This is a genomic window from Olsenella profusa (genome assembly GCF_016900315.1).
Classification (GTDB): domain Bacteria; phylum Actinomycetota; class Coriobacteriia; order Coriobacteriales; family Atopobiaceae; genus Thermophilibacter; species Thermophilibacter profusus_A.
The window spans coordinates 42,910-67,294 of record NZ_JACSNQ010000006.1; the positions used below are offsets into that span (position 1 = coordinate 42,910).

Annotated in this window: 19 protein-coding genes and 1 riboswitch; of the genes, 2 read left to right on the plus strand and 17 right to left on the minus strand. The window is 68.6% G+C overall.

All coding sequences use genetic code 11. From position 1 onward, the window contains the following. Positions 1-39: 39 nt before the first annotated feature. From coaD to H9X80_RS04445, 9 genes are all read right to left on the minus strand, one after another. On the minus strand, positions 40-552 hold the full coding sequence (coaD, locus tag H9X80_RS04405; RefSeq protein ID WP_342590865.1) for a pantetheine-phosphate adenylyltransferase: 513 nt from the start codon (positions 550-552) through the stop codon (positions 40-42). Further along, positions 549-1,136 carry a 16S rRNA (guanine(966)-N(2))-methyltransferase RsmD gene (rsmD, locus tag H9X80_RS04410; protein ID WP_204793134.1) on the minus strand — a complete coding sequence of 196 codons (588 nt, stop codon included), beginning with the start codon at positions 1,134-1,136 and terminating at the stop codon, positions 549-551. Before rsmD ends, coaD begins: the two co-directional genes overlap by 4 nt. A 10-nt stretch (positions 1,137-1,146) precedes the next feature. Continuing rightward, positions 1,147-3,438, minus strand: a complete 2,292-nt coding sequence (locus H9X80_RS04415; protein ID WP_204793135.1) for a helicase-related protein — start codon at positions 3,436-3,438, stop codon at positions 1,147-1,149. Positions 3,439-3,442: 4 nt separating this feature from the next. Continuing rightward, positions 3,443-5,122, minus strand: coding sequence for a DAK2 domain-containing protein (locus H9X80_RS04420; protein WP_204793136.1), 1,680 nt, complete (start codon positions 5,120-5,122; stop codon positions 3,443-3,445). A 37-nt stretch (positions 5,123-5,159) separates the two neighbouring features. Further along, positions 5,160-5,507 carry an Asp23/Gls24 family envelope stress response protein gene (locus H9X80_RS04425; protein ID WP_204793137.1) on the minus strand — a complete coding sequence of 116 codons (348 nt, stop codon included), beginning with the start codon at positions 5,505-5,507 and terminating at the stop codon, positions 5,160-5,162. A gap of 140 nt (positions 5,508-5,647) precedes the next feature. Continuing rightward, positions 5,648-6,349, minus strand: a complete 702-nt coding sequence (gene dapD / locus H9X80_RS04430; RefSeq protein WP_204793138.1) for a 2,3,4,5-tetrahydropyridine-2,6-dicarboxylate N-acetyltransferase — start codon at positions 6,347-6,349, stop codon at positions 5,648-5,650. 39 nt (positions 6,350-6,388) lie between these two features. After that, positions 6,389-7,126 carry a 4-hydroxy-tetrahydrodipicolinate reductase gene (dapB, locus tag H9X80_RS04435; protein WP_239471613.1) on the minus strand — a complete coding sequence of 246 codons (738 nt, stop codon included), beginning with the start codon at positions 7,124-7,126 and terminating at the stop codon, positions 6,389-6,391. Further along, a complete protein-coding gene (dapA, locus tag H9X80_RS04440) occupies positions 7,119-8,009 on the minus strand; it encodes a 4-hydroxy-tetrahydrodipicolinate synthase (RefSeq protein WP_204793139.1) in 891 nt (296 codons plus the stop codon). The genes dapB and dapA overlap by 8 nt, the downstream gene beginning before the upstream one ends. Positions 8,010-8,110: 101 nt before the next feature. Next, positions 8,111-9,424, minus strand: a complete 1,314-nt coding sequence (locus H9X80_RS04445; RefSeq protein ID WP_204793140.1) for a diaminopimelate decarboxylase family protein — start codon at positions 9,422-9,424, stop codon at positions 8,111-8,113. A 6-nt stretch (positions 9,425-9,430) separates the two neighbouring features. Next, positions 9,431-9,599: riboswitch (Lysine riboswitch) on the minus strand. 87 nt (positions 9,600-9,686) lie between these two features. Here H9X80_RS04445 and H9X80_RS04450 point away from each other — a divergent pair. Next, positions 9,687-10,973 (plus strand): amidohydrolase, encoded by a 1,287-nt coding sequence (locus H9X80_RS04450; RefSeq protein WP_204793141.1) that lies wholly within the window; start codon positions 9,687-9,689, stop codon positions 10,971-10,973. Between the two features lie 333 nt (positions 10,974-11,306). Here H9X80_RS04450 and H9X80_RS04455 read toward each other — a convergent pair whose 3' ends face one another. The 3 genes from H9X80_RS04455 to H9X80_RS04465 form a co-directional block, all read right to left on the minus strand. Beyond that, positions 11,307-12,263, minus strand: coding sequence for a hypothetical protein (locus H9X80_RS04455; protein WP_204793142.1), 957 nt, complete (start codon positions 12,261-12,263; stop codon positions 11,307-11,309). 544 nt (positions 12,264-12,807) lie between these two features. Continuing rightward, entirely contained in the window at positions 12,808-12,996 is a 189-nt protein-coding gene (gene rpmB, locus H9X80_RS04460; protein WP_072371255.1) for a 50S ribosomal protein L28, read from the minus strand. 234 nt (positions 12,997-13,230) lie between these two features. After that, the gene (locus H9X80_RS04465) at positions 13,231-14,571 is read right to left on the minus strand and encodes a thiamine diphosphokinase (protein WP_204793143.1); all 1,341 of its coding nucleotides are present in this window, start codon (positions 14,569-14,571) and stop codon (positions 13,231-13,233) included. Between the two features lie 213 nt (positions 14,572-14,784). On the opposite strand from H9X80_RS04465, the gene H9X80_RS04470 reads away from it, so the two are divergent. Then, positions 14,785-15,012 (plus strand): FmdB family zinc ribbon protein, encoded by a 228-nt coding sequence (locus tag H9X80_RS04470; RefSeq protein ID WP_204793144.1) that lies wholly within the window; start codon positions 14,785-14,787, stop codon positions 15,010-15,012. 678 nt (positions 15,013-15,690) lie between these two features. On the opposite strand, the gene H9X80_RS04475 is transcribed toward H9X80_RS04470, so the two are convergent. The 5 genes from H9X80_RS04475 to H9X80_RS04495 form a co-directional block, all read right to left on the minus strand. Further along, positions 15,691-17,592, minus strand: coding sequence for an ABC transporter ATP-binding protein (locus tag H9X80_RS04475; protein ID WP_204793145.1), 1,902 nt, complete (start codon positions 17,590-17,592; stop codon positions 15,691-15,693). Further along, positions 17,585-19,459, minus strand: a complete 1,875-nt coding sequence (locus H9X80_RS04480) for an ABC transporter ATP-binding protein (protein WP_342590866.1) — start codon at positions 19,457-19,459, stop codon at positions 17,585-17,587. Before H9X80_RS04480 ends, H9X80_RS04475 begins: the two co-directional genes overlap by 8 nt. A gap of 169 nt (positions 19,460-19,628) precedes the next feature. After that, positions 19,629-19,832 carry a cold-shock protein gene (locus H9X80_RS04485; RefSeq protein WP_204793147.1) on the minus strand — a complete coding sequence of 68 codons (204 nt, stop codon included), beginning with the start codon at positions 19,830-19,832 and terminating at the stop codon, positions 19,629-19,631. 173 nt (positions 19,833-20,005) lie between these two features. Further along, positions 20,006-22,141 (minus strand): cell wall-binding repeat-containing protein, encoded by a 2,136-nt coding sequence (locus tag H9X80_RS09255; RefSeq protein WP_204793148.1) that lies wholly within the window; start codon positions 22,139-22,141, stop codon positions 20,006-20,008. Between the two features lie 236 nt (positions 22,142-22,377). Beyond that, entirely contained in the window at positions 22,378-24,378 is a 2,001-nt protein-coding gene (locus tag H9X80_RS04495) for a cell wall-binding repeat-containing protein (protein ID WP_204793149.1), read from the minus strand. Between the last annotated feature and the right edge of the window lie 7 nt (positions 24,379-24,385).

Consider the following 24,385-nt stretch of genomic DNA (forward strand, 5'->3'; position numbering starts at 1 on the left):
GCGAACGCGCCGCGGGGCGCGCGGCGCCGCGCGCCCGCGCTACGAGCGGTAGTGCTCGCGCAGGCGCTCGGCCACGTTGGCGGTCACGAGGATGCTCACGTCGGAGCCCATCGAGGCGATCTCGCGCACGATCGAGGAGGAGACGTAGCCGTACTCCGGGCTCGACATGACGAAGACCGACTCGATCTCCGGCGAGAGGTGGCTGTTGAGGTCGGCCTGCTGCAGCTCGTACTCGAAGTCGGTCATGGCGCGCAGGCCCTTGACCACCCCGCCGGCCCCGATCTGGGAGCAGAAGCTGACGAGAAGCCCGGTGAAGGGCTGGACGTCGATGTCGTCGGGCAGGCCCTCGAGCGCGAGGGCCTCGCGGATCATCTCCACGCGCTCGTCGAGCGTGAAGGTGGTGCCCCGCCCGTTCTTGTTGGCCGAGGCCGCCACGGCCACGGTCACGCGCGGGAAGAGCCGGCGCGTGCGGCGGATGACGTCGATGTGTCCAAGCGTCACCGGGTCGAAGGTCCCCGGAACGACGACGTGCGTAATGGTGTCGGCGCTCACGCGCGCTCCCTTCCGCCCCGTGCGACCAGCAGGTCCACGGCGCTGATCCCATGTGTCTTGGTCCTCACCGGCTCGAGGCATGCGCACACGAGCCCGTCCGCCCTGGCGGAGCGCTCGTAGACCACGACGGCCCCCTCGGCGAGCTGGCCCGTCTTTTCGAGCGCGTCCACGAGCGCGGAGACCCGGGCGGCCTCGACGGCGTACGGCGGGTCGAGAAAGACGACGTCGAAGGGCGCGCCCGCAAGGCCGCGCGCGGCGAGCGAGAAGACGTCGCCGGCAACCACGCGCACCTCGTCCCGTGCGGCCCCGAGCGCGGCGGCGCTGCGGCGGATGCGCGCGACGGCCGGGCGGTCGTGGTCGACGAACGTGGCCCGCGCGGCCCCGCGCGAGAGCAGCTCCAGGCCCATCGCGCCCGAGCCCGCGAAGGCGTCGAGCACGCTCGCCCCCGTGAGGTCGAGCCCGCGCGCGGAGAGCACCATCGAGGCGATCTGCTCGCGCGTGCGGTCCGTGGTGGGCCGCGTGGTCCCGCGCCCCTCCGGCGCCTCGATGGCGCGCCCGCGCCACCGTCCCCCGACGATCCTCATGCGTCCCTCCTCATGCCCGTTCCAGCTCGTCAAAGTAGGCGCCGAAGCGGTCGCGCACCTCGAGCGCCATCGCCCGGTGGGCGGGCGCGGCGAGGCGCGGGTCCTGCCCGGCGAGCTCCCGGGCGTCGGCGTGGGCCGCCTCCACGAGGTCGCGGTCCGCGTCCAGGTCAGAGATCTCTAGCGAGACCCCGCCGCTCTGGCGGTACCCCAGCACCTCGCCCTCGTGGCGCAGCCTCAGGTCCAGCTCGGCGAGCTCGAAGCCGTCCGAGGTGGCCTCGAGGGCGGCCAGGCGCTCGCGCGCGCGGCTGTCGCGCCTTGCCGCGCAGCAGAGGTAGACCGTGCCAGGCACGTCCCCGCGGCCCACGCGCCCGCGCAGCTGGTGGAGGGTCGCCAGGCCGAAGCGGTCCGCGTCGAGAACGACCATCGCCGTGGCGTTGGGCACGTCCACGCCCACCTCCACCACCGTGGTGGCAACGAGCACCTGCGTCTTGCCGGCACGGAAGCGCTCCATCGCGAGGTCCTTCTCGGCGGCTGACATCCTACCGGTGAGCAGGTCGGAGCTCACGTCCGGCATGATCTGGCCGCGCAGCTCCTCCAGCATGGAGACGGCCGAGCGGACGCGCGAGCCCCCGGAGCGCAGCGACTCGGGAACGTCCTCGAGCTCCGAGCCGTCGTCGGCGTCGTCCACGAGCGCGCAGATGACGTAGGCCTGGTGCCCCGCCGCCACGGCGTCGCGGACCGCGCCCCAGGCGAGGTCGAGGCTGCCCGGCGCGATCACGTGGGTGGTGACGCCGGCGCCGGCGCGCGGGCGGCGGCGGATGCGGGAGAGCTCGACGTCCCCGTAGAGGGAGAGCGCGAGCGTGCGCGGGATCGGCGTGGCCGTCATGGCCAGGAGGTCGGCGCCGGCACCCTTGCGGCGCAGGGCGGCACGCTGGTCCACGCCAAAGCGGTGCTGCTCGTCGATGACCACGAGGGTGAGCGCGGCGAACTCGACGCCCTCGGAGAGAAGCGCCGTGGTGCCGAAGGCCACGGTGGTCTCCCCGCGGGCGAGCGACCCCTCGGCGAGGGCGCGCTCGTCGGCGGGCGTGGCGCCCGTCACGAGAGCCCAGCTCACGTGCGCCGCGTCGAGCACCGGGCCGAGCTTCTCGGCGTACTGGCGGGCGAGCACGGAGGTCGGCGCCATGACGGCAGCCTGGGTGCCGGCGTCCGCCACGGCGGCCAGCGCCACCGCGGCCACGGCGGTCTTGCCGGTGCCGACGTCGCCCAGGAGCAGCCGGTTCATCACGTGCGGGGCCGCCATGTCGGCCAGGATCTCGTCTGCGGCCGTGCGCTGCTCGTCGGTGAGCTCAAAGGGCAGCGCGGCGAGAAGGGCGCGCTGGTGGGGGCCGTCCGGCACGTGGCAGGTGGGCTCCACGCCGGAGAGCTCGATCTGCCGGCGCGTGAGGAGCGCGAGCTGCAGGCAGAGCAGCTCGTCGTAGGCGAGCCGACGCCGCGCCTGGCCGGCCGCCTCCATCGAGGACGGGAAGTGCACCTCGCGCAGGGCGCGCGCGAGCGTCATGAGGCCGTGGCCCGCGGCCAGGCGCGCGGGCAGCCAGTCGGCCACGTCGCCCACGTCGGCCAGGGCGGCCGCCACGATTCGACGCATCCAGGAGGCGGTGACGCCCTCCCCCACCGGGTGCACCGGCAGCACGCGCGCGTACTTCTCGCCGGGCGATGCCTGAGCGGGCCGGAGTGGACGACCCCCGTCCTCAGACAGCTTCGCCGGGGCGAGGGACACGCCCCGGCTGCAGAACTGCGGGCGGGGGTCGTCCCCTCCGGCCTCAGACGGCGCGACGGCGGACGCCGCACGCTCGACCACCTCGTAGAAGGGGGCCTTCATCTGGCGAAAGCCGTAGGCGAAGGTGACCTTGCCCGAGAGCGCCACGCGGTCGCCGACCCTGACCTGCTCGGCGATCCAGGGCTGGCGGAAGAACGTGGCCATGAGCACGCCCGTCTCGTCGACCACGGAGAGCTCCACGATCTGCATGCGCGGCTTGGGGCGCTTGAGGTTCACGCGGTCCACGATGGCCACCACCGTGGCCTCGGAGCCCACGTCGGCGTAGGCGATCTTGGTCACGTGGGTGAAGTCGAGGTAGCGGTGGGGTATGTGGAGCAGCAGGTCACGCACGCGGCGGATGCCGAGGCGCTCGAGCGCGGCCTCGCGCGCGCCGGAGACGTAGCGCAGCCTCGACACAGAGTCAGAGAGGGCGCAGGTTCGCTGCGCCCTCTCCGCTGCCGCTGGTATGGCGAGGCGCTCCCCCACGCGCCTACTCGATCGAGAAAATCACGGGGTAGAGGGGCTGCTCGCCGCGGTGCGGGTCGACCTCGAGGTCCGGCTGGGCCTCCTCGATGGCCGCCACGAGCCGGTCGAACGACTCGTCGTCCATGTCCTGGCCGGCGAGGATGGTGAGCGAGTCGCCCTCCTCCTCGTCCTGCATGCGGTTGATGAGCTCGAGGGTGACCTCCTCGACGGAGCTGCCCACCACCTCGATGGAGTCGTCCTGGATGCCCATGACGTCACCGGCGTGGATGGGGCTGCCGTCTGCGGCCTGGGAGTCGCGCACGGCGGTGGTGACCTCGCCGCCGCGGACGTCGGCGATGGCCTCGGTCATCGCGGCCGCGTTGTCCTCCAGGGAGGCCTCCGGGTCCACGGCGAACATGGCCGAGAAGCCCTGGAGCACGGTCTTGGTGGGGACCACCGCGACCTTGCAGTCCTCGCAGGCCGAGGCCGCGGCCTCGGCGGCCATGCGGATGTTGCCGTTGCCGGGCAGCACGATGACGTTGTCGGCGTTGGCCTGCTCGATGGCGGAGAGGATGTCGGCGGTGGAGGGGTTCATCGTCTGGCCGCCGGAGACCACCACGTCCACGCCGAGCGAGCGCAGAATCTCCTCCTCGCCCGATCCGGCGGCCACCGCCACGAAGCCGAGTGCCTTGCGCGGGCCCGCGTCCTTCTCGCCGGCACCGGCCGCGGCGGCCTGGTCCGCGGCGATCTTTGCGGTGCGGTCGTGGGACTCCATGTCCATGTTGTGGATGAAGACCTCGTAGACCTGGCCGAACTGGAGCATGTACTCGAGCACGCGGTTGGGCTCGTTGGAGTGGACGTGCACCTTGAAGTCGGGGTAGGAGCCCACGATGAGCTCGCAGTCGCCGAGGGTGGCCAGGTGGGCCAGGGCCTCGTCCACGTCGAAGGGCTTCTCGGCCTTGAAGAGGAACTCGTTGCAGTAGCGGAACTCCGAGCCCTCCCAGTCGTCGTTGAGCTCGATGGCCACCTTGGCGGAGACGTCGGCCTTGGCGTCGACGGTGGTCTTGAAGTCGGTGAGCTCGCCGGACTTGCCCTCGGCGGCGTTCACGAAGGCCTCGAGGAAAACGGCGAAGCCGAAGGCGCCCGAGTCCACCACGCCGTTCTCCTTGAGGACGGGCAGCAGGTCGGGCGTGCGGGCGACGGACTCGTAGGCCTCCACCACCAGGGCGTCGAGCATGTCGTGGACGTCGAGCCCCTTGGTCTTCTCGAGCTGGTCGGCCTTGGCTGAGACGTCACGCAGGACGGTGAGGATGGTGCCCTCGACGGGCTTGCGGACGGCCTTGAAGGCCACCTTGACGCCGCGGCGCCAGGCGTGGGCGATGTCGGAGGGCGTGGGGTGGTCCTGGTTCTTGGCCTCGACGAGCCCCTCGGCGATGCCGCGCAGGATCTGGCTCGTGATGACACCGGAGTTGCCGCGCGCGCCCATGAGCGAGCCATGGGTGATCGCCTTGGCGATGTCCTCCATCGAGGCGTCGGCCGGCAGGGCCTCGACCTCCTTGACCACGGTACCGAGCGTGAGGGACATGTTGGTGCCGGTGTCCCCGTCGGGCACGGGGAAGACGTTGAGTTTGTTGATTTCCTCGGCGCGGTCAGCGACGACCTTCGCTGCCACCGGGAAGCACGTGCGGATGGTGGTGGATATCATCTTCGGAACCTCTATCTTGTCCGTTGTCCGCGGGTGCCTAGCGCGCGTTGCGCAGGCCCTCGATGTGCACGTGTACGTCGACGTTGTCCAGCTCGGCGATCTGCTTGAGCAGGAACTTCACGGAGCTCGAGAGGTTGCCGACGACGGAGGACATGTTCACGCCCTGCTCCACGATCACGTGGAGGTCCACGCTCACGCGGCCGCCCGACGCGGCCACGTCGATGCCCTTCCGCAGCCTGAAGGACGGCAGCAGGCGCGCGACGCCGGCCTGCTCGTCGATCTCGGCCATGCCGACGACGCCGTAGCACTCAAGCGCGGCGTAGCCCGCAAGGTCCGCGATGCAGTCGTTGGACACCCTCAGCGTTCCTGGTACGGCACCAGACATGTGGTCTCCTCTCGCTGGCAGTGGCAGTAGGCAATCTGTCAGAATCCAACTGATTATAGCCCATGCTCGGCTGCCGGGGCCGGCGGCGGGGCGCGGCACCGCTTCCGCAAGCCCCGGCGGCAACGGAGGCGCGGCGGGCGCTAGAGCTGGCGCAGGGCGTCCACGAGGCCGGTCTTGGAGTCGGTCTTCACGTCGCGCTGCTTGATCACGCGCGCGGGGCACCCCGCCACCACGGCGCGCGGCGGCACGTCCTCCACACAGACGGCGCCGGCTGCCACCACGGCGCCCTCCCCCACGTGCACGCCCTCGATGACCACGGCGTTTGCGCCGATCAGCACGTCGTCCTCCACGATGACGGGCGTCGCGCTCGCCGGCTCCACCACGCCCGCGAGCACCGCGCCGGCTCCCACGTGGCAGCGCGCACCCACGATGGCGCGCCCGCCGAGCACGGCCCCCATGTCGATCATGGTGCCGGGGCCCACCACGGCGCCGATGTTGATGACGGCGCCCATCATGATCACGGCGTTGTCGCCGATCTCCACCTGGTCGCGGATGATCGCGCCCGGCTCGATGCGCGCGTTCACGCCCCTGAGGTCGAGCAGCGGCACCGCGGAGTTGCGCCGGTCGCACTCGACGTCGGCGTACTCTATCTGGTCCGCGTTGGCGAGAAGCACGGGCTCGAGCCGCGCCCAGTCGCCAAAGACGACGCGCCCCTCGGGCCCGCCGTAGACGTGGGCGTCGCCCCAGTCCAGGCGCGCGCCGTCCTTCTCGCGCACGTAGAGCTTGACCGGGGTGGTCTTCTCCGCGTTGGCGATGAAGTTGATGATCTCCTGTGCGTTCATGTGCACTCCCCTTTGCTGTCGCGGCCGCAGAGCGCGCCCCTAGCCGAACATCAGCGTGTCGAAGTCGTAGAAGCCGGCCGGGCGCGCGAGCAGGCGGCCCGCGGCCGTCACCGCGCCGGAGACGAAGATCTGGCGGCTCGCGGCGCGGTGCGTGAGGCAGACCTCCTCGTCGGTGCCGAAGAAGTGCACCTCGTGCGTGCCGGCCACGGTGCCGCCGCGCAGCGCGTGCATGCCGATCTCCCCGGGCGTGCGGGCACCGACGACGCCCTCCCGGCCGCTCACCACCGGACGCTCCCCCGTCGGGTCGACCTCGGCGAGAAGGGCCTTGGCGGTCCCGGAGGGAGCGTCGACCTTGCGGTTGTGGTGGGTCTCCACGATCTCCACGTCCCAGCCGGGCAGCGCCTCGGCCACGAGACGTGTGGCGTGGCGCAGGGCCGCGACGCCCAGCGAGTAGTTGGACGACCACACCACGCGGGACGCCTCCCCGAGGGAGCGCAGCTCGTCGAGCTGCTCCGCCGTGTAGCCCGTGGCGCCGCTCACGAGCGCCGCGCCGGTCCTTCGCACGTAGGCTGCCACGTGCGGCAGGGCCGCCGGGGCGGAGAAGTCCACGACGAGGTCGGCCGCGGGGGCCTCCATGTCGAGCTCGGCGATGTTGTCGACGTCGTAGGAGCCCGCAAGCTCGAAGCCCCGCGCGGCGAGCTCGGCGCGCACGAGGGTCCCCATGCGGCCGCTGCCGCCCACCACGATCGCGCGCACGGCGCAAGACTCGCTAGCCAAGGAGCCCCACCTCCCTCAGGGCGGCGGTGAGCCGTGCACGGCCGGCGTCGGAAATCGGGCAGAGCGGCAGGCGGTAGACCTCCTCGATCATACCCATCTCGGCGAGCGCGCACTTGACCGGAATCGGGTTGACCTCGCAGAACAGGGCGTGGACGAGCTCGAGGTTGTCGAGCTGGGCGGCACGGGCGGCCGCCACGTCGCCGGCGAGGAAGTCGGCGCACATCTTGTGCACCGTGGCGGGCGCGACGTCGGCCCACACCGAGATCACGCCGCGCGCGCCGAGCGACATGAGCGGCACCACGATGTCGTCGTTGCCGGAGAACATGCGGAAGTCGTCGGAGAGGTAGCGCGCCGCCATCGTCGCGTACTCGATCGAGCCCGAGGCCTCCTTGAGGCCCCACGCGTTGGGGTGGCGAGAAAGACGCGCGAGGTTCTTCTCGCTGATGGAGCAGCCGGTGCGGCCGGGGATGTTGTAGAGGATGCACGGCACGTCGACCTGGTCCATGACGGTCGTGAAGTGCTGGTAGATCCCCTCCTCGTTGGACTTGTTGTAGTACGGCGTGATGAGCAGCAGGCCGTCCACGCCCAGGTCGACGAGGGCCTTGGCCTTGCGCTCGGATTCGAAGGTGGCGTTGGAGCCCGCGCCGCCGATCACCGGCACGCGGCCCGCGACGCGCTCCACCACGCAGCGGGCCACCTCGAGGTCCTCCGCGTCGGTCATCGTGGAGGACTCGCCGGTGGTGCCGAGCACGAGGATGCCGTCGGTGCCGTTCTCCAACTGGAAGTCCACGAGCTGCTCGAGGGCGGCGAAGTCGATCGACCCGTCGGGGGCAAACGGCGTCACCAGCGCGACGATTGATCCGGAGAGGTTGGTCATGTCCATGTTCTTCTCGCTTTCGCTTGGGTCGCCTGTTTTGCGTGGGGTTTCGGGGGCGGGCGGCGCGGGGCCCGGAGTCGTGCGAGACCGGCGGCGCGCGCTGCGCGTCAGGGTTTTCGCCGCGGCCGCGCCAGGGCAAAGAAGCGCGGGTCGTCGTCGAAGGTGGCGAAGTAGTCGGCCGGCGTCTCTGCGCGGCGGATCTGCTGGACGCTCCCGTCGCAGCGCAGCAGCAGCTCGGCCGAGCGCAGCGACCCGTTGTAGTTGTAGCCCATCGAGAAGCCGTGGGCGCCCGCGTCGTGAATGAAGAGCAGGTCACCGATGCCGCACGGCGGCAGCAGGCGGTCGCGGGCAAACTGGTCGTTGTTCTCGCAGAGCCGTCCGACCACGTTGTAGCGGCGCGTGGCCGGCACGTCCTCGGAGCCCATCACGGTGATGTGGTGGTAGGCGTCGTAGACGGCCGGCCGCATGAGGTTGGCCGCGCACGCGTCCACGCCCAGGTAGTCGCGGTAGGTCACCTTCTCGTGGATCACGCGCGTCACCAGGGCGCCGGCCGGCGCGAGCATCCAGCGCCCGAGCTCGGTGAAGATCGCCACGTCCCCCATGCCCGCCGGCACGAGCACCTCCTCAAAGGCCTGCCGCACGCCCTCGCCAATGACGGCCAGGTCGCAGGGGGTGTCCTCGGGGCGGTACGCCACCCCGATCCCGCCGGAGAGGTCGACGAAGCCCACGTGGACCCCCAGCTCGCGCGAGAGGCGGACCGCCATCTCGAAGAGCAGGCGCGCAAGGCGTGGGTAGTAGTCGTTGACCTGGGTGTTGCTGGCGAGAAACGCGTGGATGCCGAACTCTTGCACCCCCAGCGCGGAAAGGCGCCGGAAGCTCTCCTCGAGCTGGGGCTCGGTCATGCCGAACTTGGAGTCCTCCGGGCTGCCGATGATGCCGTTCGAGGCCTCGAAGCTGCCGCCGGGGTTCACGCGGCAGCAGACCGTGCGCGGGACGCGGCCGCCGAGCGCGCGCACGAGGCAGTCGACCATGTCCGCCCCGTCGAGGTTGATGATCGCGCCCAGCTCGTCGGCAGCACGGAAGTCCTCGTCGGGCGTGTCGTTGGAGGAGAGCATCACGTTGCGGCCGGTGACGCCCGCCGCCTCGGCGAGCATGAGCTCCGTCCCGGTGGCGCAGTCGCAGCCGCAGCCGCACTCCGCCAGGATCGAGACAATCCACGGGTTGGGCGTGGCCTTGACGGCAAAGTACTCCTTGAAGCCGGGGTTCCACGAGAAGGCGGCCGCAAGCTCCGCCGCGCGGCGGCGAATCTCGGCCTCGTCGTAGAGGTAGAAGGGGGTGGGGTGCTCGGCGGCGATGGCCTCGAGCTGGTCCTTGGTGACAAACGGACGCTTCTGCGGCGTCGGGCGGCTGATGCGCTCCATTCACGGCTCCCTGATAGCGCTCCTGCGGGTTCTTCGCAGACAGTCCTGCGGGTCTTTCCCGCAGGCCCACCCGACGACCGCGCCCGGCCGCCGAGTTCGGCGGGCTCGCCTCCCCGCGGGATCTGCGCCTGCCGGCTCCCCCGCGGGCCTTCTCGCCCGCGCCTCTATCGAGTGAGGACACTCTATCACAGCGGGGCGCCGCCGGGCGCCGAGCCGTCCCACGTTGATATACTCGAAACGATTTTTCCGGGAGGGAGGCCCCATGGGCAGAAGCGACCGCGCAGGCGAGAAGAACCTTACGGGTGAGGGCGTCGCGGCGGGCGCGGCCGGGGCGGCGGTTGACGCGGGCGCGGCGACGGGCGTGGCAGCTGACACGTGCGCGCGCGGCGCGGCCGGGGCAGACGCGGCCGGGACGGCCGAGCTCGCCGCACTCACGCGCTGGCGCCGCGACCTGCACCGCATTCCCGAGCTGGATGACGATCTGCCGGAGACGATCTCCTATGTACACGGAGTCCTCGAGGGGCTTGCTTGCGAGGTGCTCGAGCCGTGCCCCGGCGCGCTTGCCGCCTGGTTCGACCTCGGGCGGCCGACAACCGTGGCCCTGCGCGCGGACATGGACGCCCTGCCTGTGGCCGAGCGGACGGGCGCGCCCTACGCGAGCGTGCATCCGGGCCGCATGCACGCCTGCGGCCACGACGGCCACATGGCCATGGCCCTCGGCGCGGCGCGCTGGGTGAGCGACGTGGTGCGCGGCCGTGCGGACGGCCTCACCGCCGACGACCTGCCGCGCAACGTGCTCGTGGTGTTCCAGCCCGCCGAGGAGACCACCGGCGGCGCGGCGCGCGTCTGCGCAAGCGGCCTCTTCGAGCGCACGCGCACCGAGCGCATCTTCGGCTTCCATCTCTGGCCGGAGCTGCCCGCGGGCGTCGTGGCGTCGCGGGCCGGCGCCCTTCTCGCCCGCTCGAGCGAGGTCACGGCGGAGTTCACCGGACGCTCGAGCCACATCGCGCGCTGGCAGGAGGGCCGCGACGCCCTTGCCGCCGCGGCGCGCTTCGTGCCGTCGGCCGAGGCTATGTGCGGGAAGCTTGACGAGGAGGCCGACGAGCCCTGCCTGCTGCGCTTCGGCCGGCTCGAGGCGGGCACGGTGAGAAACGCCATCGCGGGCGAGGCACGGGCCGAGGGAAGTCTGCGCGTGTTCTCCGATGCGATGTTCGACCGGGCGCGCGAGGCCGTGGGCGGGCTGGCGCGGGCGGCCGCGGCCGCCGAGGGCTGCGAGGTCAGGCTCGGCTTCTCCGAGGGCTACCCTCCCGTCGTGAACGACGAGGCGCTCTTCGCGCAGGTAGAGCAGGCACTCCCGGAGCTCTCGCACGTGGGGGAGCCGCTGCTCATAGCCGAGGACTTCGCGTTCTACCAGCGCCACCTGCCGGGAGTGTTCCTGCTGCTCGGCACCGGGACGGGCATCCCGCTCCACGCGGACACGTTCAACTTCGACGAGCGGGTTCTTCTCGCCGGCGTGGACACGTACCGCCGCCTCGTGCAGATGCCGTAGGAGCGGATCCGCCGCTCGGGCGCGGGTGCCCCCCTACGGCGCTTCCCCGCCACGCCCTCGGCAGGGCACGTACACCCTCCCCTAGGGTACGTACACTGCCGCGGCGTCGACGTCCTTCTCGCCACCTCAACTACCTGCGGAAACGTCGGGCGGCCCGGCGAGAAGGGCGGTAGGAAGTGTACGTACCCTGCCGGGTGGTGTACGTACCCTGCCGGGGGCGTGACGGGAAGTGTACGTACCCTTCCGGAGGGCGCGGCGGGGTGTACGTACCCTAAAGCGTGGCGCCCGTAGGATACGGGGAAGCCGGAAGGCTGTTCTCAAAAGCTGCCTGCGCTAGGGAATCTGCATGAGCTGGGAAATGAGCTCGCCCTGAAGCCGGCGAAAGCTCGGGTCATCCGGGAGAGAGCGACCCGCCTTGGCCATGACCTTGCCGACGAGCTCGGTTCGCATGGCCTCCCTCTTGAGCATGCCAAACGTAATCGATCGCACCATCCAGCCAAGGTCCCGAAGCCCCTCGTTGCGAACCGCGTCGGAGTCAACCTGGGAGGGCGTGGAGTGGAACTCGTAGCTGTCGTACTCAAAGATGATGCCAAACTCCGGCCAGCAGAGGTCGACGACAAGATACGGCTTGCCCAGCGCCCTCTGCAGCGAGGGAGGGATCTCCACCCTGGCGTTAAGTAGGGGACGCGGAAGCCCACATCCGCCCAGCTCAACCGGGAGGATGAAGAAGAGGACCAGCACGGTCTCCATCGGCGAGCGGGAGCCGTCCACGACGTACACAAGTGCCTCTCTCGCCCGCCTTGCCCCGTATCCGTGGTTATCTGCAAAGAGGTCGGTGAGCTCGGCGACCGTCACAAGCGGCGGACGCCCGAAGAAGCCACGGCATGCCAGCGGGGAGCGCGTGTAGCGGCCGCAGATCTCCATTCCAATGCTGGCGGTTCGCGCAAGGCTCGACCGCGCCGCCATCTGCTGGAGGCAGAACCCCGGCGAGGCCAGGAGCACGTCATCGGTCAGACGGCAGAGTGCCCCTTCCGGCAGAGGCGTCGACCAGATGTGGCTTCTGATGCGTCGAGAGCGAACCCGCGCCGCCTCTCCCGAAACAAGGATGTGAAGCGGATGCTCCTCGGTCGCCTCAAGACGTGCGGCGGAGAGGTCAATCGTGCCAAGCTCGCTGACGCCCGCGAGGGACCAGTCGAGGTTGGCAGGCAGCTGCGCCAGACGTTCAATACGTCCGGGCAGGCCCGTCTCTCCCCATCGGGCAAGTGCGGATATGTCGCAAACGGCAATCATGGTCTGCACATTGTCCCGAAAGGGGCTTCCGGCTTGCCGACAACAGGCTGACGGTTAGCTTTCCTTAGTCATTCTCCCCGCTCCAGCGAAGGACAGCCACGCAGCTAGGACTCTTTGACCGATTTGTCCTTCAGCCACTGCGGCAAAGGGGAGCCCGTACGCCTACACAGAACGCACAAGAGGCGCCTTGAGGGTACGTGCACCCCCTGCCACTCTCCCCAAGGTTACGTACACCCTCCCCCAGGGTACGTACACTGCCGCGGCGCCGACGTTCTTCTCGCCACCTCAACTACCTGCGGAAACGTCGGACGGCCCGGCGAGAAGGACGCCGAGAAGTGTACGTACCCTAAAGCGGGGTGTACGTACCCTTTCGGGGGCGTGGCTAGAAGTGTACGTACCCTGCGGGGGGCGCAATGGGGGTGTACGTACCCTGCCCGAAAGCGCGCCTAAAGCGCGCGGCGCCCGAAGCCAGCCGCAACAAAAAAAGAGGCCGCCCGAGGACGGCCTCCAGCCAAATCCGTTGTGCGCAGAACTAGCTGTCAGGCTAGCTGCGGGCGATCTTGCCGGACTTGAGGCAGCGGGAGCAGACGTTGGCCTTGCGACGGTGACCGTCAACGACCACGGTGACGCGCTGGATGTTCGGCTTGAACGTGCGGTTCACCACACGGTGGGAGTGGCTGATGGAATGACCGGCAACGGCGTGCTTGCCGCAGAACTCACAGACCTTGGACATGCTCGTACCTCCTCGGGGGCGCGGCGCTCTTCTCGCGCCCGCAACTTTCACAGCTCGCCAACTATAGCACATGCTCCACCAGCCGCAACGAGAAACCCCAAGATATTGTGTCGTTTCTCTGGTGGCGCGGGGGCACGCAGGCGCAGGGGCACGCAGGTGTGGCGGCGGGACGGCAACGGCCACGACGGCCGCCACGACCAGAGGGCCTCGCGGGGCGCCCGACCCGCCGGCCCCCTACCGCAGCAGGAACGCCGCCACAGCACCGGAGCGGCACGCGACCTCGGCGTCGGGGCTCGTCACCACGTTGGAGATCCCCAGGTCGTCGAGAAGCCCCATCGGCTTGTCCTCAAGCTCCCACCGCATGCCGCGCTCGTCGACGCGCGTGTCCGGCGCCACGGCCACCGCGGAGAACGTGCGGCCCACGGCGTCCGCGCCAAGCCGCCAGGCCCGCTCGCCGGCCGCCGAGACGATCCTCATCTCGTAGCCGTCCTCCACGAGCTGCGCCGACGCCGTCCCCGCGCCCGCGAGCTGCCCCACCACCGCAAGCGCGTGGTCGGGACGGCCACCGGAGGCGCACGTGAGCGTCACGGCGAGCGGCGCGCCGCGGCGGGCGGCCTCGTGCCGGGCGCAGTCGAGCGCGAGCGCGAGGTCCGTGGCGTATTTCTCCGAGGGGAAGCTCACGCAGGTGCGCGCCGCCGCCCGCGCCCAGGCAGCGGCCTCCCCCGAGGCGGAGTCGGAGTCCCCGCAGAAGACGTCCGGGGCCACGCCCGCCGCCCGGCACACGTCGGCCCCACCGTCGGCGCAGACCACGTAGTCGGCCTCGTCGGCAAGCGACGCCACCAGCGCGGGCGAGCTCGGCTCGGGCGAGCCTGCCACCACGAGCGCGCGCAGCGGCTCCCCAGCCGCGGGCGCCGGGCGCGCGTAGTCGCGCAGCAGCGGGAGGGAGAGCTCGGCGAACCCGTGGACGAAGACGTCACACCACGGGCGGACGTCCTCCTCGCGCCGGCCGTCGTGGTCGTTCATGAGGCCGACCACGTAGAAGCCGGCCCGACGCGCCGTCCGCACGCCGAAGGGCGCGTCCTCGAAGACCCACGTGCCCTCCCGCGACGTGCCCAGCCGGCGCAGCGCCTCCAGGTAGACGTCGGGGAACTCCTTGTCGCGCCCGCCGACCTCCTCGGTGCTCACCACGTCCGTGAAGAAGCCGTCGAGGCCGTGCGCCCTCAGGCAGAAGAGCAGCTCGCGACGGGGCGTCGACGACGCCACGATCATCGGCACGCCCGCGGCGGAGAGCTCCTCCAGAAACGCGCGCGCCCCGGGCATGAGCGCCACGTCGTGCTCGTAACCGTCACGGACGTGGGCGCAGAGCGTCTCGTAGACCTCCTCGGTCGACGAGCCCATGCCGTACTTGTCATGGAAGAGCCGGCAGGCCTCGGCCAGCGCCATCGGCTCCACCTCGTCGATCGGCGCGCCCGGCGAGTCGTAGTGCCGGTAGAGCCACTCGTAGGCGTGCGACCACATGCCCATCGAGTCCACGAGCGTGCCGTCGCAGTCAAAGATCGCTCCCGTGACGTCCATCTGTCCCCCGTCGTTCTTCTCGCCTGACCTGTCCCGCCTGGGTCCGCCGTGCTGGGCCGGCCCGTCGGCCACGTCTTACCCCGGGCCAGGTGCCTTTCCCACCGCGCAGATATGATGATATACGCGCCTGGCGACAAAAACCTCGCGTTCGCCGATGCGCTGGTTGGGTAAAGTATCCTGCGGTTTGAGTGAATCGTTTTCTCGGAGGGAACCATGGCTCGTTACGACTATCACTGTCCGGACTGCGGCGCGACGTTCGAGGTGGAGCACCCCATGAGCGCGCACCCCAAGGTCAGCTGCCCCAGCTGCGGCCACGAGGCCGAGCGCGTCTTCGACCCCTCCGGGATCGTCTTCAAGGGGTCCGGCTTCTACAACACCGACGAGCGCAACTCCGGAGCCAGCAAGTCCGAGAAGTGCGAGAGCTGCGGCGCCTGCGACTAGGTCTTGTCAGGCGGCCCGCCGAAGCCCCGCGCCGAAACCCCACGCCGAAGCCCCACGCCGAAGCCCCACCCGCGTGCGAAATAATCCCCATCTGTGCGTTCTACTTGCACAGATGGGGATTTGTGTGCCGGGGCGAGGCGTGGGCGCCGCCCGAGGTGACGCGCCCGGAAGACGTACCCAGGTCGGGCGGCGCACTCAGGTGGGCGGCGCACCGCTTCCGGACGGTTTTGGGCCGCAGAGTGTCCTAAAACGGTACGTCCCTCTGGACGCGCACTGTTCCCGGACAATCCGAGGCCGCAGAACGTCCGAAGACGGTGCGTACTCACGGCGCACCGTTTTAGGACGGTTTGGAGTTTCATTTCGTCCGGAGACGGTATGTCCTTCTTGGCCCGCACCGTCTCCGGACGGTCTGGGGCCACAAACCGTCCGAGAACAGTACGCTCCACATGGCGCACCGTCTTCGGACGGTTCGGGGAGTTCGTTCCGCCAATTCAGAGGACCTGTTCCGTCCTAAAACAGTACGCCCAAAGAGGACACACCGTTCTTGGACGGTCTGAGATCGAATTCCGTCCTAAAACGGTGCGCTCCGCGGCGGCGAGAAGGACCATCGGCCCGCAGCCGCGGCGGCGAGAAGGACCGCGGACCCCGCCCCCTCGCGCGCGTCCCCCGCGCCCCGCGCTACGCGAACTGGCTGCGGTAGAGCTCGGCGTAGGCGCCACCGGCAGCAAGCAGCTCCGCGTGGGTGCCCTGCTCGATGATCGTGCCCTTCTCCATCACGAGGATGAGGTCCGCGTCGACGATCGTGGAGAGCCGGTGCGCGATCACGAAGCTCGTCCGGTTCTCCATGATGGCCTCCATGGCCCGAACGATGGCCTGCTCGGTGCGGGTGTCCACGCTCGAGGTGGCCTCGTCGAGGATGAGGATGGCCGGGTCCGTGAGCATGGCGCGCGCAATGGTGAGCAGCTGCCGCTGGCCCTGGGAGATGTTCTCGGCGTCGTTGGAGAGCATCGTGTCGTAGCCGTGCGGCAGCGTCCGCACGAAGAAGTCCACGTGCGCGGCACGAGCTGCCGCCTCGACCTCCTCGCGCGTGGCGCCGGGCTTGCCGTAGGCGATGTTCTCGGCGATGGTGCCCTCGAAGAGCCACGCGTCCTGAAGCACCATACCAAACTGCCGGCGCAGGTCTGCGCGGGTGAGCTCGCGGGTGTCCACGCCGTCGAGCGTGATGCGCCCGCCGTCCACCTCGTAGAAGCGCATGAGCAGGTTGATGAGGGTGGTCTTGCCCGCGCCCGTGGCGCCGACGATGGCCACTTTCTGCCCCGGCTCCGCCACGAGGGAGACGTCGCGCATGAGCGGGCGGTCCGGCGCGTAGCCAAAGCGCACGTGCTCGAAGGCCACACGACCGCGCACCGGGCTGGGCAGCTCCGCGGGGGCCTCCGGGTCAGGGACCACCTCGCCCTCGTCCAGCAGCGCAAAGACGCGCTCCGCGGCGGCGAGCGCACCCTGGAGCATGTTGATCGTCAGCGAGAGCTGCGTGAGCGGCTCGGACGCCTGCATCACGTACTGGAAGAACGCCTGGAACACGCCGACCGACATCTGCCCCATCACGAGCATGCCGCCGGCGAGAAGACCCACCGTCACCTGGCAGAGACGCATGAGGAAGCGGATTGCGGGCGTGATGGCGTTGGTTACGAAGTCGGCCTCGGCGGACGTCTGCGCCAGGTCCTCGGCCGCCTGGCGGATCTCCTCCAGGCTCGCCTCCTCGCGCCCGAAGGCCTTGATGACGGCGCGGCCGCTGTAGGCCTCCTCCACGCGGCCGGTGAGGACGCCGAGGGAGGCCTGGCGCGCGGCGGCAACCCTGAGGGTGTGGGCGGTCACGAGCTTGGTCACCACGAAGGAGACGAGAGCAAAGGCCACGAAGATGCCCGTGAGCGCAAGGTCGTAGGTGGCCATGAGGATCACGGCGCCGCCGACCATGCACACGGCGATGAGCAGCTGCAGCACGCCGCGCTGGAGCACCTCGGAGATCTTGTCGAGGTCGTTGGTGGCGCGGCTGATGGTGTCGCCGGGCTGGTGCGCGTCATAGTAGGAGAGCGGCAGGAGCGCGAGCTTCTCGCCGATGCGCTCGCGCAGGCGGAGGTTGAGGCGCTCCGCGAAGCTCGCCATGACGAGCACCTGGATCGTGTAGAAGAACCAGGCCGCCGTCCAGATGCCCAGGAAGGTCAGGATCTGGGCGCCACCGTTCTCGAGCGTCACCACAAAGGGCGCTCCCGTGGCAAAGGTGGCCTGGATGTTGCCCCAGAGCAGGTCGAGAAGACCGGCGCTGTAGGCGGTGGCCCCCAGGCTGCCGGCCACGTAGAGCACCGAGCAGAACGCGGCCACGACGAGCCTCCAGCGCTGCCCCTCCGCGGCCCTCCAGAGGCGGGCCAGGGTGCCGAGCGCGTCGGAGGGGACCTCTGACTCTTCGGCCGCGGCAGGCTCCGCGAGCAGGGCCTCCCCGCCCGGGGCCACGGCGCCGTCCCGTGTCTCGCGGCGGCGGTCCCTCTCCCGACGCCTCGCGCGGTCCTTGGCTGCGTTAGTCATGGCTCTCCTCCCCTCTGGTCTGGGAGTCCGCGATGGCACGGTAGGTGGGGCAGCCCTCCATGAGATCGTCGTGGGTCCCCAGCCCCACCACCTCGCCGTCCCTGAGGACGACGATCTGGTCCGCGTCGTGGATGGTACTCACGCGCTGGGCGATGATGAGCGTGGCGGCGTCCGCGAGCTCAGGCGCGAGGGCGCGGCGCAGCGCGGCGTCGGTCTTGTAGTCGAGGGCGGAGAAGGAGTCGTCGAAGACGTAGAGGTCGGCGCGGCGCACGAGGGCCCGCGCGATGGCGAGACGCTGGCGCTGGCCGCCGGAGAAGTTGGTGCCTCCCTGGGCCACGCGCGTCCCCAGGCCGTCGGAGAGCTCGCGCACAAAGCCACCCTGCGCGACCTCCAGCGCGTGCCAGAGCCGCTCGTCGGAGGCGTGGGCGTCCCCGTGACGGAGGTTCTCCGCGATGGTGCCCGAGAAGAGCCACGCCTTCTGCGGCACGTAGGCTATGTGCGAGCGCAGCTCCTCCTGCGTGAGGCGCCGCACGTCGACCCCCTCGAAGGTGAGGCTGCCGGCCGTGACGTCGTTGAAGCGCAGCAGGAGCTTGGCGATCGTGGACTTTCCGGATCCGGTGTTGCCGATGATGGCCGTGGTCTGGCCGCGCCGCAGGGCGAAGCTGATGTCGTGCAGGGTGTCCTCGTCGGCGTCCGAGAAGCGCAGGCTCACGTGGTCGAAGCGCGCCACCTCGGCGTCCTTCTCGCCGCGCGGGGACGCGGCCGGGCCGCCTGGGCCGCCCGCTGCGCCCGCGGCGACCGAACCGCCCGCCGCCCCCGGCAGGCAAGCGCCCGGGCGCCCCTCCCCCACCGCAAGCTCGGCGGGGGTCGCGGGGTCCGCGATCTCCGGCTCAACGTCCAGCACCGCGGCAGCGCGGGTGAGGCACGCAAGGGCCCGCGGCACCTGGAGGATGGCGAACTGCGCCATCATGAGGAACATCATGATGAGCATCGCGTACTCAACCAGCGCGGAGATCGAGCCGATCTGCATGGCGTGGGCGCCCACGCGGTCCGCGCCCGCCCACATGATGGCCGCCTCCACGGCGTTCATGAGGAAGAAGGTCACCGAGTCCGTGACGGCAAAGACGAGGTTCACGCGAATGGCGTTGGACGCGTAGTCGGTGAAGGTCTCGTCGAGGCGCTCGCGCTCGCGGCGCTCCTTGCCAAAGGCGCGGATCACGCGCACGCCCGTGATGGACTCGCGCAGGCGCGTGTTCATGTTGTCGATGAAACCCTGCAGGCGCGTGAAGATGGGGGCCGACTTGGCCACGGCAAGCAGGCAGATGGCGATGACCGCAAGGGTCACGGCAAGCAGCACCCAGCCCATCACCGCGTCGGTGGAGAAGGCCAGCGCAACCGAGATGACGCACATGAGCGGCACCGGGAAGATCATGAGGATGGACATGAGCAGCGTCTGCTGGACGACGTTGGCGTCCGAGAGGGTGCGCGTGATCATGGAGCCGGTGCCGAAGGCGTTGAAGTCTGACCCGGAGAACGCAAGGGACGACTCGTAGACCCGAAGCCGCAGGTCACGTCCCACCTTGGCGCAGAGCCTCGAGGCGAGAAACACCGAGGATATGTAGCCGCCCGACCCCACGAGCGCCGCGATGAGCATGGCGACGCCATGGCCCATGAGGGCGCTCATGTCCCGCGAGTTCACGGCAACGTTGACCATCGCCGAGAGCTGCGTAGGAATGTAGAGCATGCCGGTCATGTCACAGATCAGCGTGACACAGGTCAGCGCCACGAGGCCCTTGTAGGGCGCGACCAAGCTCAACAGCAGCCGCGCCGAGGTGCGCTTGCTGTAGTCGCGGGTCTTTCCGCTCACGTGCTCACTCCCTTTCCGTAAGGCATGGGCGGGGAACATACCACGTTGGAAGAAGGGGCGTCAAGGAGGCCGAGGCGGGCGGCACGGGGACGTCGGCAGGCGTGCGGACGAAAAAAGGGCCCGTCTGGGACGGGCCCTCTCAGCTCACATTTGTTATGAAGCTTAGATCTTAGAGCTTGCGAACGTTGGAAGCCTGGAGCTTGCCGTTCTGGCCGGTCGTGATGTCGAACTCAACGAGCTGGCCCTCGTCCAGCGTCTTGAAGCCGTCCATCTGAATCTCGGAGTAGTGAACGAACAGGTCGTCGCCATCCTCACGAGAGATGAAGCCGTAGCCCTTGTCCGGATTGAACCACTTGACAGTACCCTGAGCCATTTCGTGCCTTTCTTTCTCTGCCCCGCGGGGCAAAAGCTGCGCTTGCGCGCGATACCCGTGGCCGAAGCCACGTCGGATATGTTACCCCGAAAAGAAGGCCCCAAACGCGACAATCCGTTTGGGGCCGATTCCGTGCCGGTGGGGGCGAGAAGAACCAGGGGGCGCGAGAAGTGCTACTTGGTGAACGGTCGCGCGCAGCCGAGGATGGTGCCCGGGCTGTACACGCTCGCCTCGCGGACGTTGGAGGCGTAGGGCGTGGACTCGAGGATCCTGCCGTTGCCAAGGTAGATGGCCACGTGCCCGCTGTAGTAGACGATGTCGCCACGCTCGAGCTCGCTAAACGAGATGGGCTGGAACGTCTGGCTGTTGCGCCACGTGTTGGCGAAGTGGTGGTTCTGGTAGTACTTCGTGTAGGGGTTGTAGTCCCCGCCGGCCGCGCCGGTGAGGTCCATGCCCACGGCGTAGAGGGACTCCATGACCAGGCCCGAGCAGTCGACCGTGGTGCCCGGGGCGCCACACTGGTTGTCCACCCAGCGCGTGCCGGCGCGCTGGTAGTCGTACGCGGCGTCGATGAACGCCTCGATGACCTGGGAGCGCGTGGCGTCGGCGGAGATGGTGCAGGGGTGCACGTAGCTCCAGTACGAGCCCTGAGCGTAGCTCGGCAGCGTCACGTTGCGAGCGGCGAGCATGAGGTTGTTCCACTTGACCTGGTAGCCGGTCTTGAGGCACGCGCCGCTGGAGTCGAAGGACCGCAGGTAGCCGTCGATCCAGCGCGTGCCCGTCACCATGGCGCCGGACGACTCAAGGTAGTAGGTCTTCCCGCCCACGGTGAGCCAGCCGGTCTGCATCGCCCTCGTCGTGGGATCGAGATAGTACCACGTTCCGGAGAGCTGCAGCCAGCCAGAGGCAAAGTCGTTGCCCTGGAGGTAGTACCACTTTCCGTCAATCAGAAGCCAGCCGTCGCCATTGTCGGTATAGGTCAGCCCCTCGACCTCGGACATCCCGTATCCCAGAATCAGCGAGAGCCGGGCCTTGAACCCGTTCGAGAAGACCGACGTTCCGCCAAAGAACTTGATGTAGCTCGGCTTCGACGTCCAAGGGAACGACGTCGCACTTGAGCTCGCCTCGTCCTTCAGGCAGAGAACGGAATTCTCGGAACCCTGCACGGAGCCTCCGCCAAGTGCGTCGTAGGGAGCCAGACCCGAGGTAAAGGCAGTGCCCTCCCAGCTCATACCATGCTCGGAAACCGCATACTGGGCGATGGAGAACGAGGTCTCGTAGCGGTCGCTGCCCCCAAGACGCTTGACCGACCCAAATTCAGAAAGCAGCGTGGTCACGCTCTCCGGCATGACCGCCGTGCCACCGACAGCGATGAACGAGCTTTTCCCGCTCTGGCCAAGGGCAATCCGCTGGTCCTCGGGGAAGCTCAGCGTTTTGTCGACGAAGAAGACGGGTGCCTTGAGCTTGTAGCTTAGAGGAGACGCGGAGAGGGCGTCGGCAAAGCCGGTCCCGTTGGCGACGATAATCGTGTCCCCGGTCCAGAGATCATGGCGAAGTCCGTACTCGTAGACTGCCATCTGGGTGCCGTATCGGTCTTCACCCCACAGGCGCTCAACAGACCCGTCGGAGCCGACCAGTTCGGTAAGCTGGCTCTCGACCTGTGGCGAGACCGCGCTCTCGCCACCAAGAAGCACAATGTGCTTAACGCCAAGCTGACGCAGCGCGTTCTCGGTAGTGCTCTGAAGGCTCAGAGGGTCAGTCAGGATAATCGGACACCCCAGGGCGCCAGCCAGGCCCGAGGAGCAGATGGAGTCGGCGTACCCCGTGCCGCCCGTAACGATCGCATATGAGGACGAGGAGAACGCGCAGAGGGCCTCCAGCGCCGAGGTCTCGTATCGGTCGGCACCGCCCACCTTCATCATCGCATAGCCGTTGAAGCGGTCCGGTCGCACTACGCTGACCGGATCCTCCCATATTTCGGGCAGAGGCTCCTCACCCGAGCCCGATCCAGGGCCTTCAGCACTTCCCCCGGGCCCGATTTCTCCGGTCTCGCCCTCACCGGGCTCAAGCCCACCGGCCTCGCCCTCGTCAGGCTCAGCTTCCTCACCTGCAACGGACTCACCTGGAACATCGTCCTCCGAATCGGTGGCGGTCGTCTCGTCGAGGCCCTCCTCGGCGTCGCCCACCTCCTCGGTGCCACCCTGGGCCTCGGACGTAGCCGAGGAGCTGCCGGGGCCCTCGTCGTCAAGCTCCTGGACCACCTCGTTCGCCTGTGGTGCGACGGGCTCCTCCGCAACGGCCCCTCCCATAGGCAGGAGGCCTATCGCCAAGCAGATGCCGACTATTCCCGCGACGACTATCCTTCTGGCATTCAAAACAGTTCCTCCTTGCCTAGTCAGAAAGCATCTTCATACCAAACAAACATAATAAGCCAACAGGCGAGGGGATTTGCCGTGTCGATCGGCTTCGATAACCACGCGAAATACAGCGAGCGACACGGGAGTCGACCCCCGTGCCGCTCAACTTTCGTCAGATGTCGACGTCGCTACTCCGCCGCATACACCGGAACGCTGAACTGAAGGTCATCAAGGGGATCAGTCCCGGCGCTCTTGTAGCACCCCTGCATGATGCTGGAGATTCCCGTGCACCACGAGGAGAGGCCCGTGCAGTACTCGTGCCACGCCGAGCCGCTCTTAACCGCGCCCACAACGTCGTACTTCATGAGATAGAGCGTGTTCTGGGCGCCAGAGGAGCGGTGCAGATAGTTCTCGGAGATCCACTTGGCGGCACCGAGGACGGCAAGCCGGGGCGTCGTCCACCCCTCCTTGACCGCCATGGTCCTCCCGCCGGACAGGGCGTTCTCGTCCACCGCGCCGATGCCGTAGAAGTTGTAGTAGGTCTCTCCCTTTTTGTAGGGATACGTCACGCCGTTGACGACGACCTCTCCGTCCTCGTCGGGAGTCCACCCGCCTGCGAGCTCGGAGCACCCCCAGCCGCTTTCCCAGCAGGCGTGGGAGAGCAGGTAGACCTCGTTGAGCTGATACTGCCCCGCCGCATCGACAAAGGCGGAGCCGAGCGTGCGGAGCTGGCTTGGGCGGCCATAGCTCTGCTCGGAATAGCTGCAGTTGTTTGCCACGTACTCGTTGATGTCCTCCGCCGTGACGCCTGAATACCCAAGGTCAAGCAGCGCGAAGACGTTGAAGCTGGACTGACCGTACTCATACTGGTCGGGGTCAAGCGCATCGTAGAAGTCATCATATCCGTAGTCGTTGCTCTCGCCCCTGGCAACCTGAAGCTCCGCCATCCTACTACGCGTGATGTCGTATCGAATGAAGGAGGTGTTGTTCAGGTGGCGAACACCGAGCCTGGCACAGATGTCCGCGCGCACCTCTCCGGGAATGGCGGTAGACCCTCCAAAGAACTTGATTGTCGTGTTAACAGAGCCGCCGTCCTCAAGGATGACGTCAGCCGACTCTGAGCTGACGGCATCCGCGAGCAGCAGGACCGACTTCTCCCTGCCCTGGACCACGCCGCCCCCCAGAGAGTCATAGGGGGCCCTACCGGAGGCGAAGGCAACGCCGTCCCACGTGAAGCCCAGGTTCTTAACGGCGTATCGGGCGATTTCCATGCTCGTGGCATAGCGTGTGCTCCCGCCACGGCGCACTGTCTCCCCTCCACGAAGCGACGAAAGCCCCCGGAGAAAACTCTCGGTCTCTGGCGAGGTAACTGCCGCACCTCCGATGAGAAGGAAGTTGGAAGCATCCAGCTCGTCGGAAAGGACTCGTCTCTGCTCGGCGGGAAGGTTCTGAGAGCCGTCACAGAAGAAGACTGGCGCCTTGAGGGCATAGCTGATGGGAGAGACGGAGAGCGCGTCGGCAAATCCCGTGCCATTGGCAACGACCGCCGTGTCACCAGTCCACAGGCCATGGTCAGCACCGTAGCGATAGATCTTCATCTGCGTCTCGTAGCGGTCTGAGCCGCTCAGGCGCTCGACAGATCCCAGCCCCCTGAGCGTAGCCTCGACCGCAGAACTTGCGGCGCTCTCGCCGCCAATGAGGACGATGCTCTTTACGCCGAGGGACACAAGCGCATCCATGGTTGCGTCGGGAACGTATGACTGGGCCGTCAGAAGGATGGGACAAGAGAGCGCCCCGGCAAGCCCCGCGGCGGCAATGGAATCGGCATAGCCGGCGCCACCGGCCACAATGGCGGAAGACGAGGAGGAGAAGGCGTAAAGCGCCTCCTTTGCCGCCGTCTCATAACGGTCCGAGCCCCCGAGATTGACCACGCCTACCTGACTGGAGCTTGCAAAAGTCTGGGGCTCCGGCGGAAGGTCCTCCAGCGTCAGTGAGTCATCGGGGACAAACGAATACTCGCCCTCGTCATTGACGTCCCCCACAAGCTGGCCAGCATATGCACGCGACGCGCCTGCCGGTGTGAGAGAGACGGTGAAGAGGCCAAGTCCAAGCAGGCAGGCCGCGGAGCCCCCAAGTCGGATAAGGCCGCGACGAGCGATTGCCGTGCTCTTATTGAAACGCTCTGTCATCTAGTCC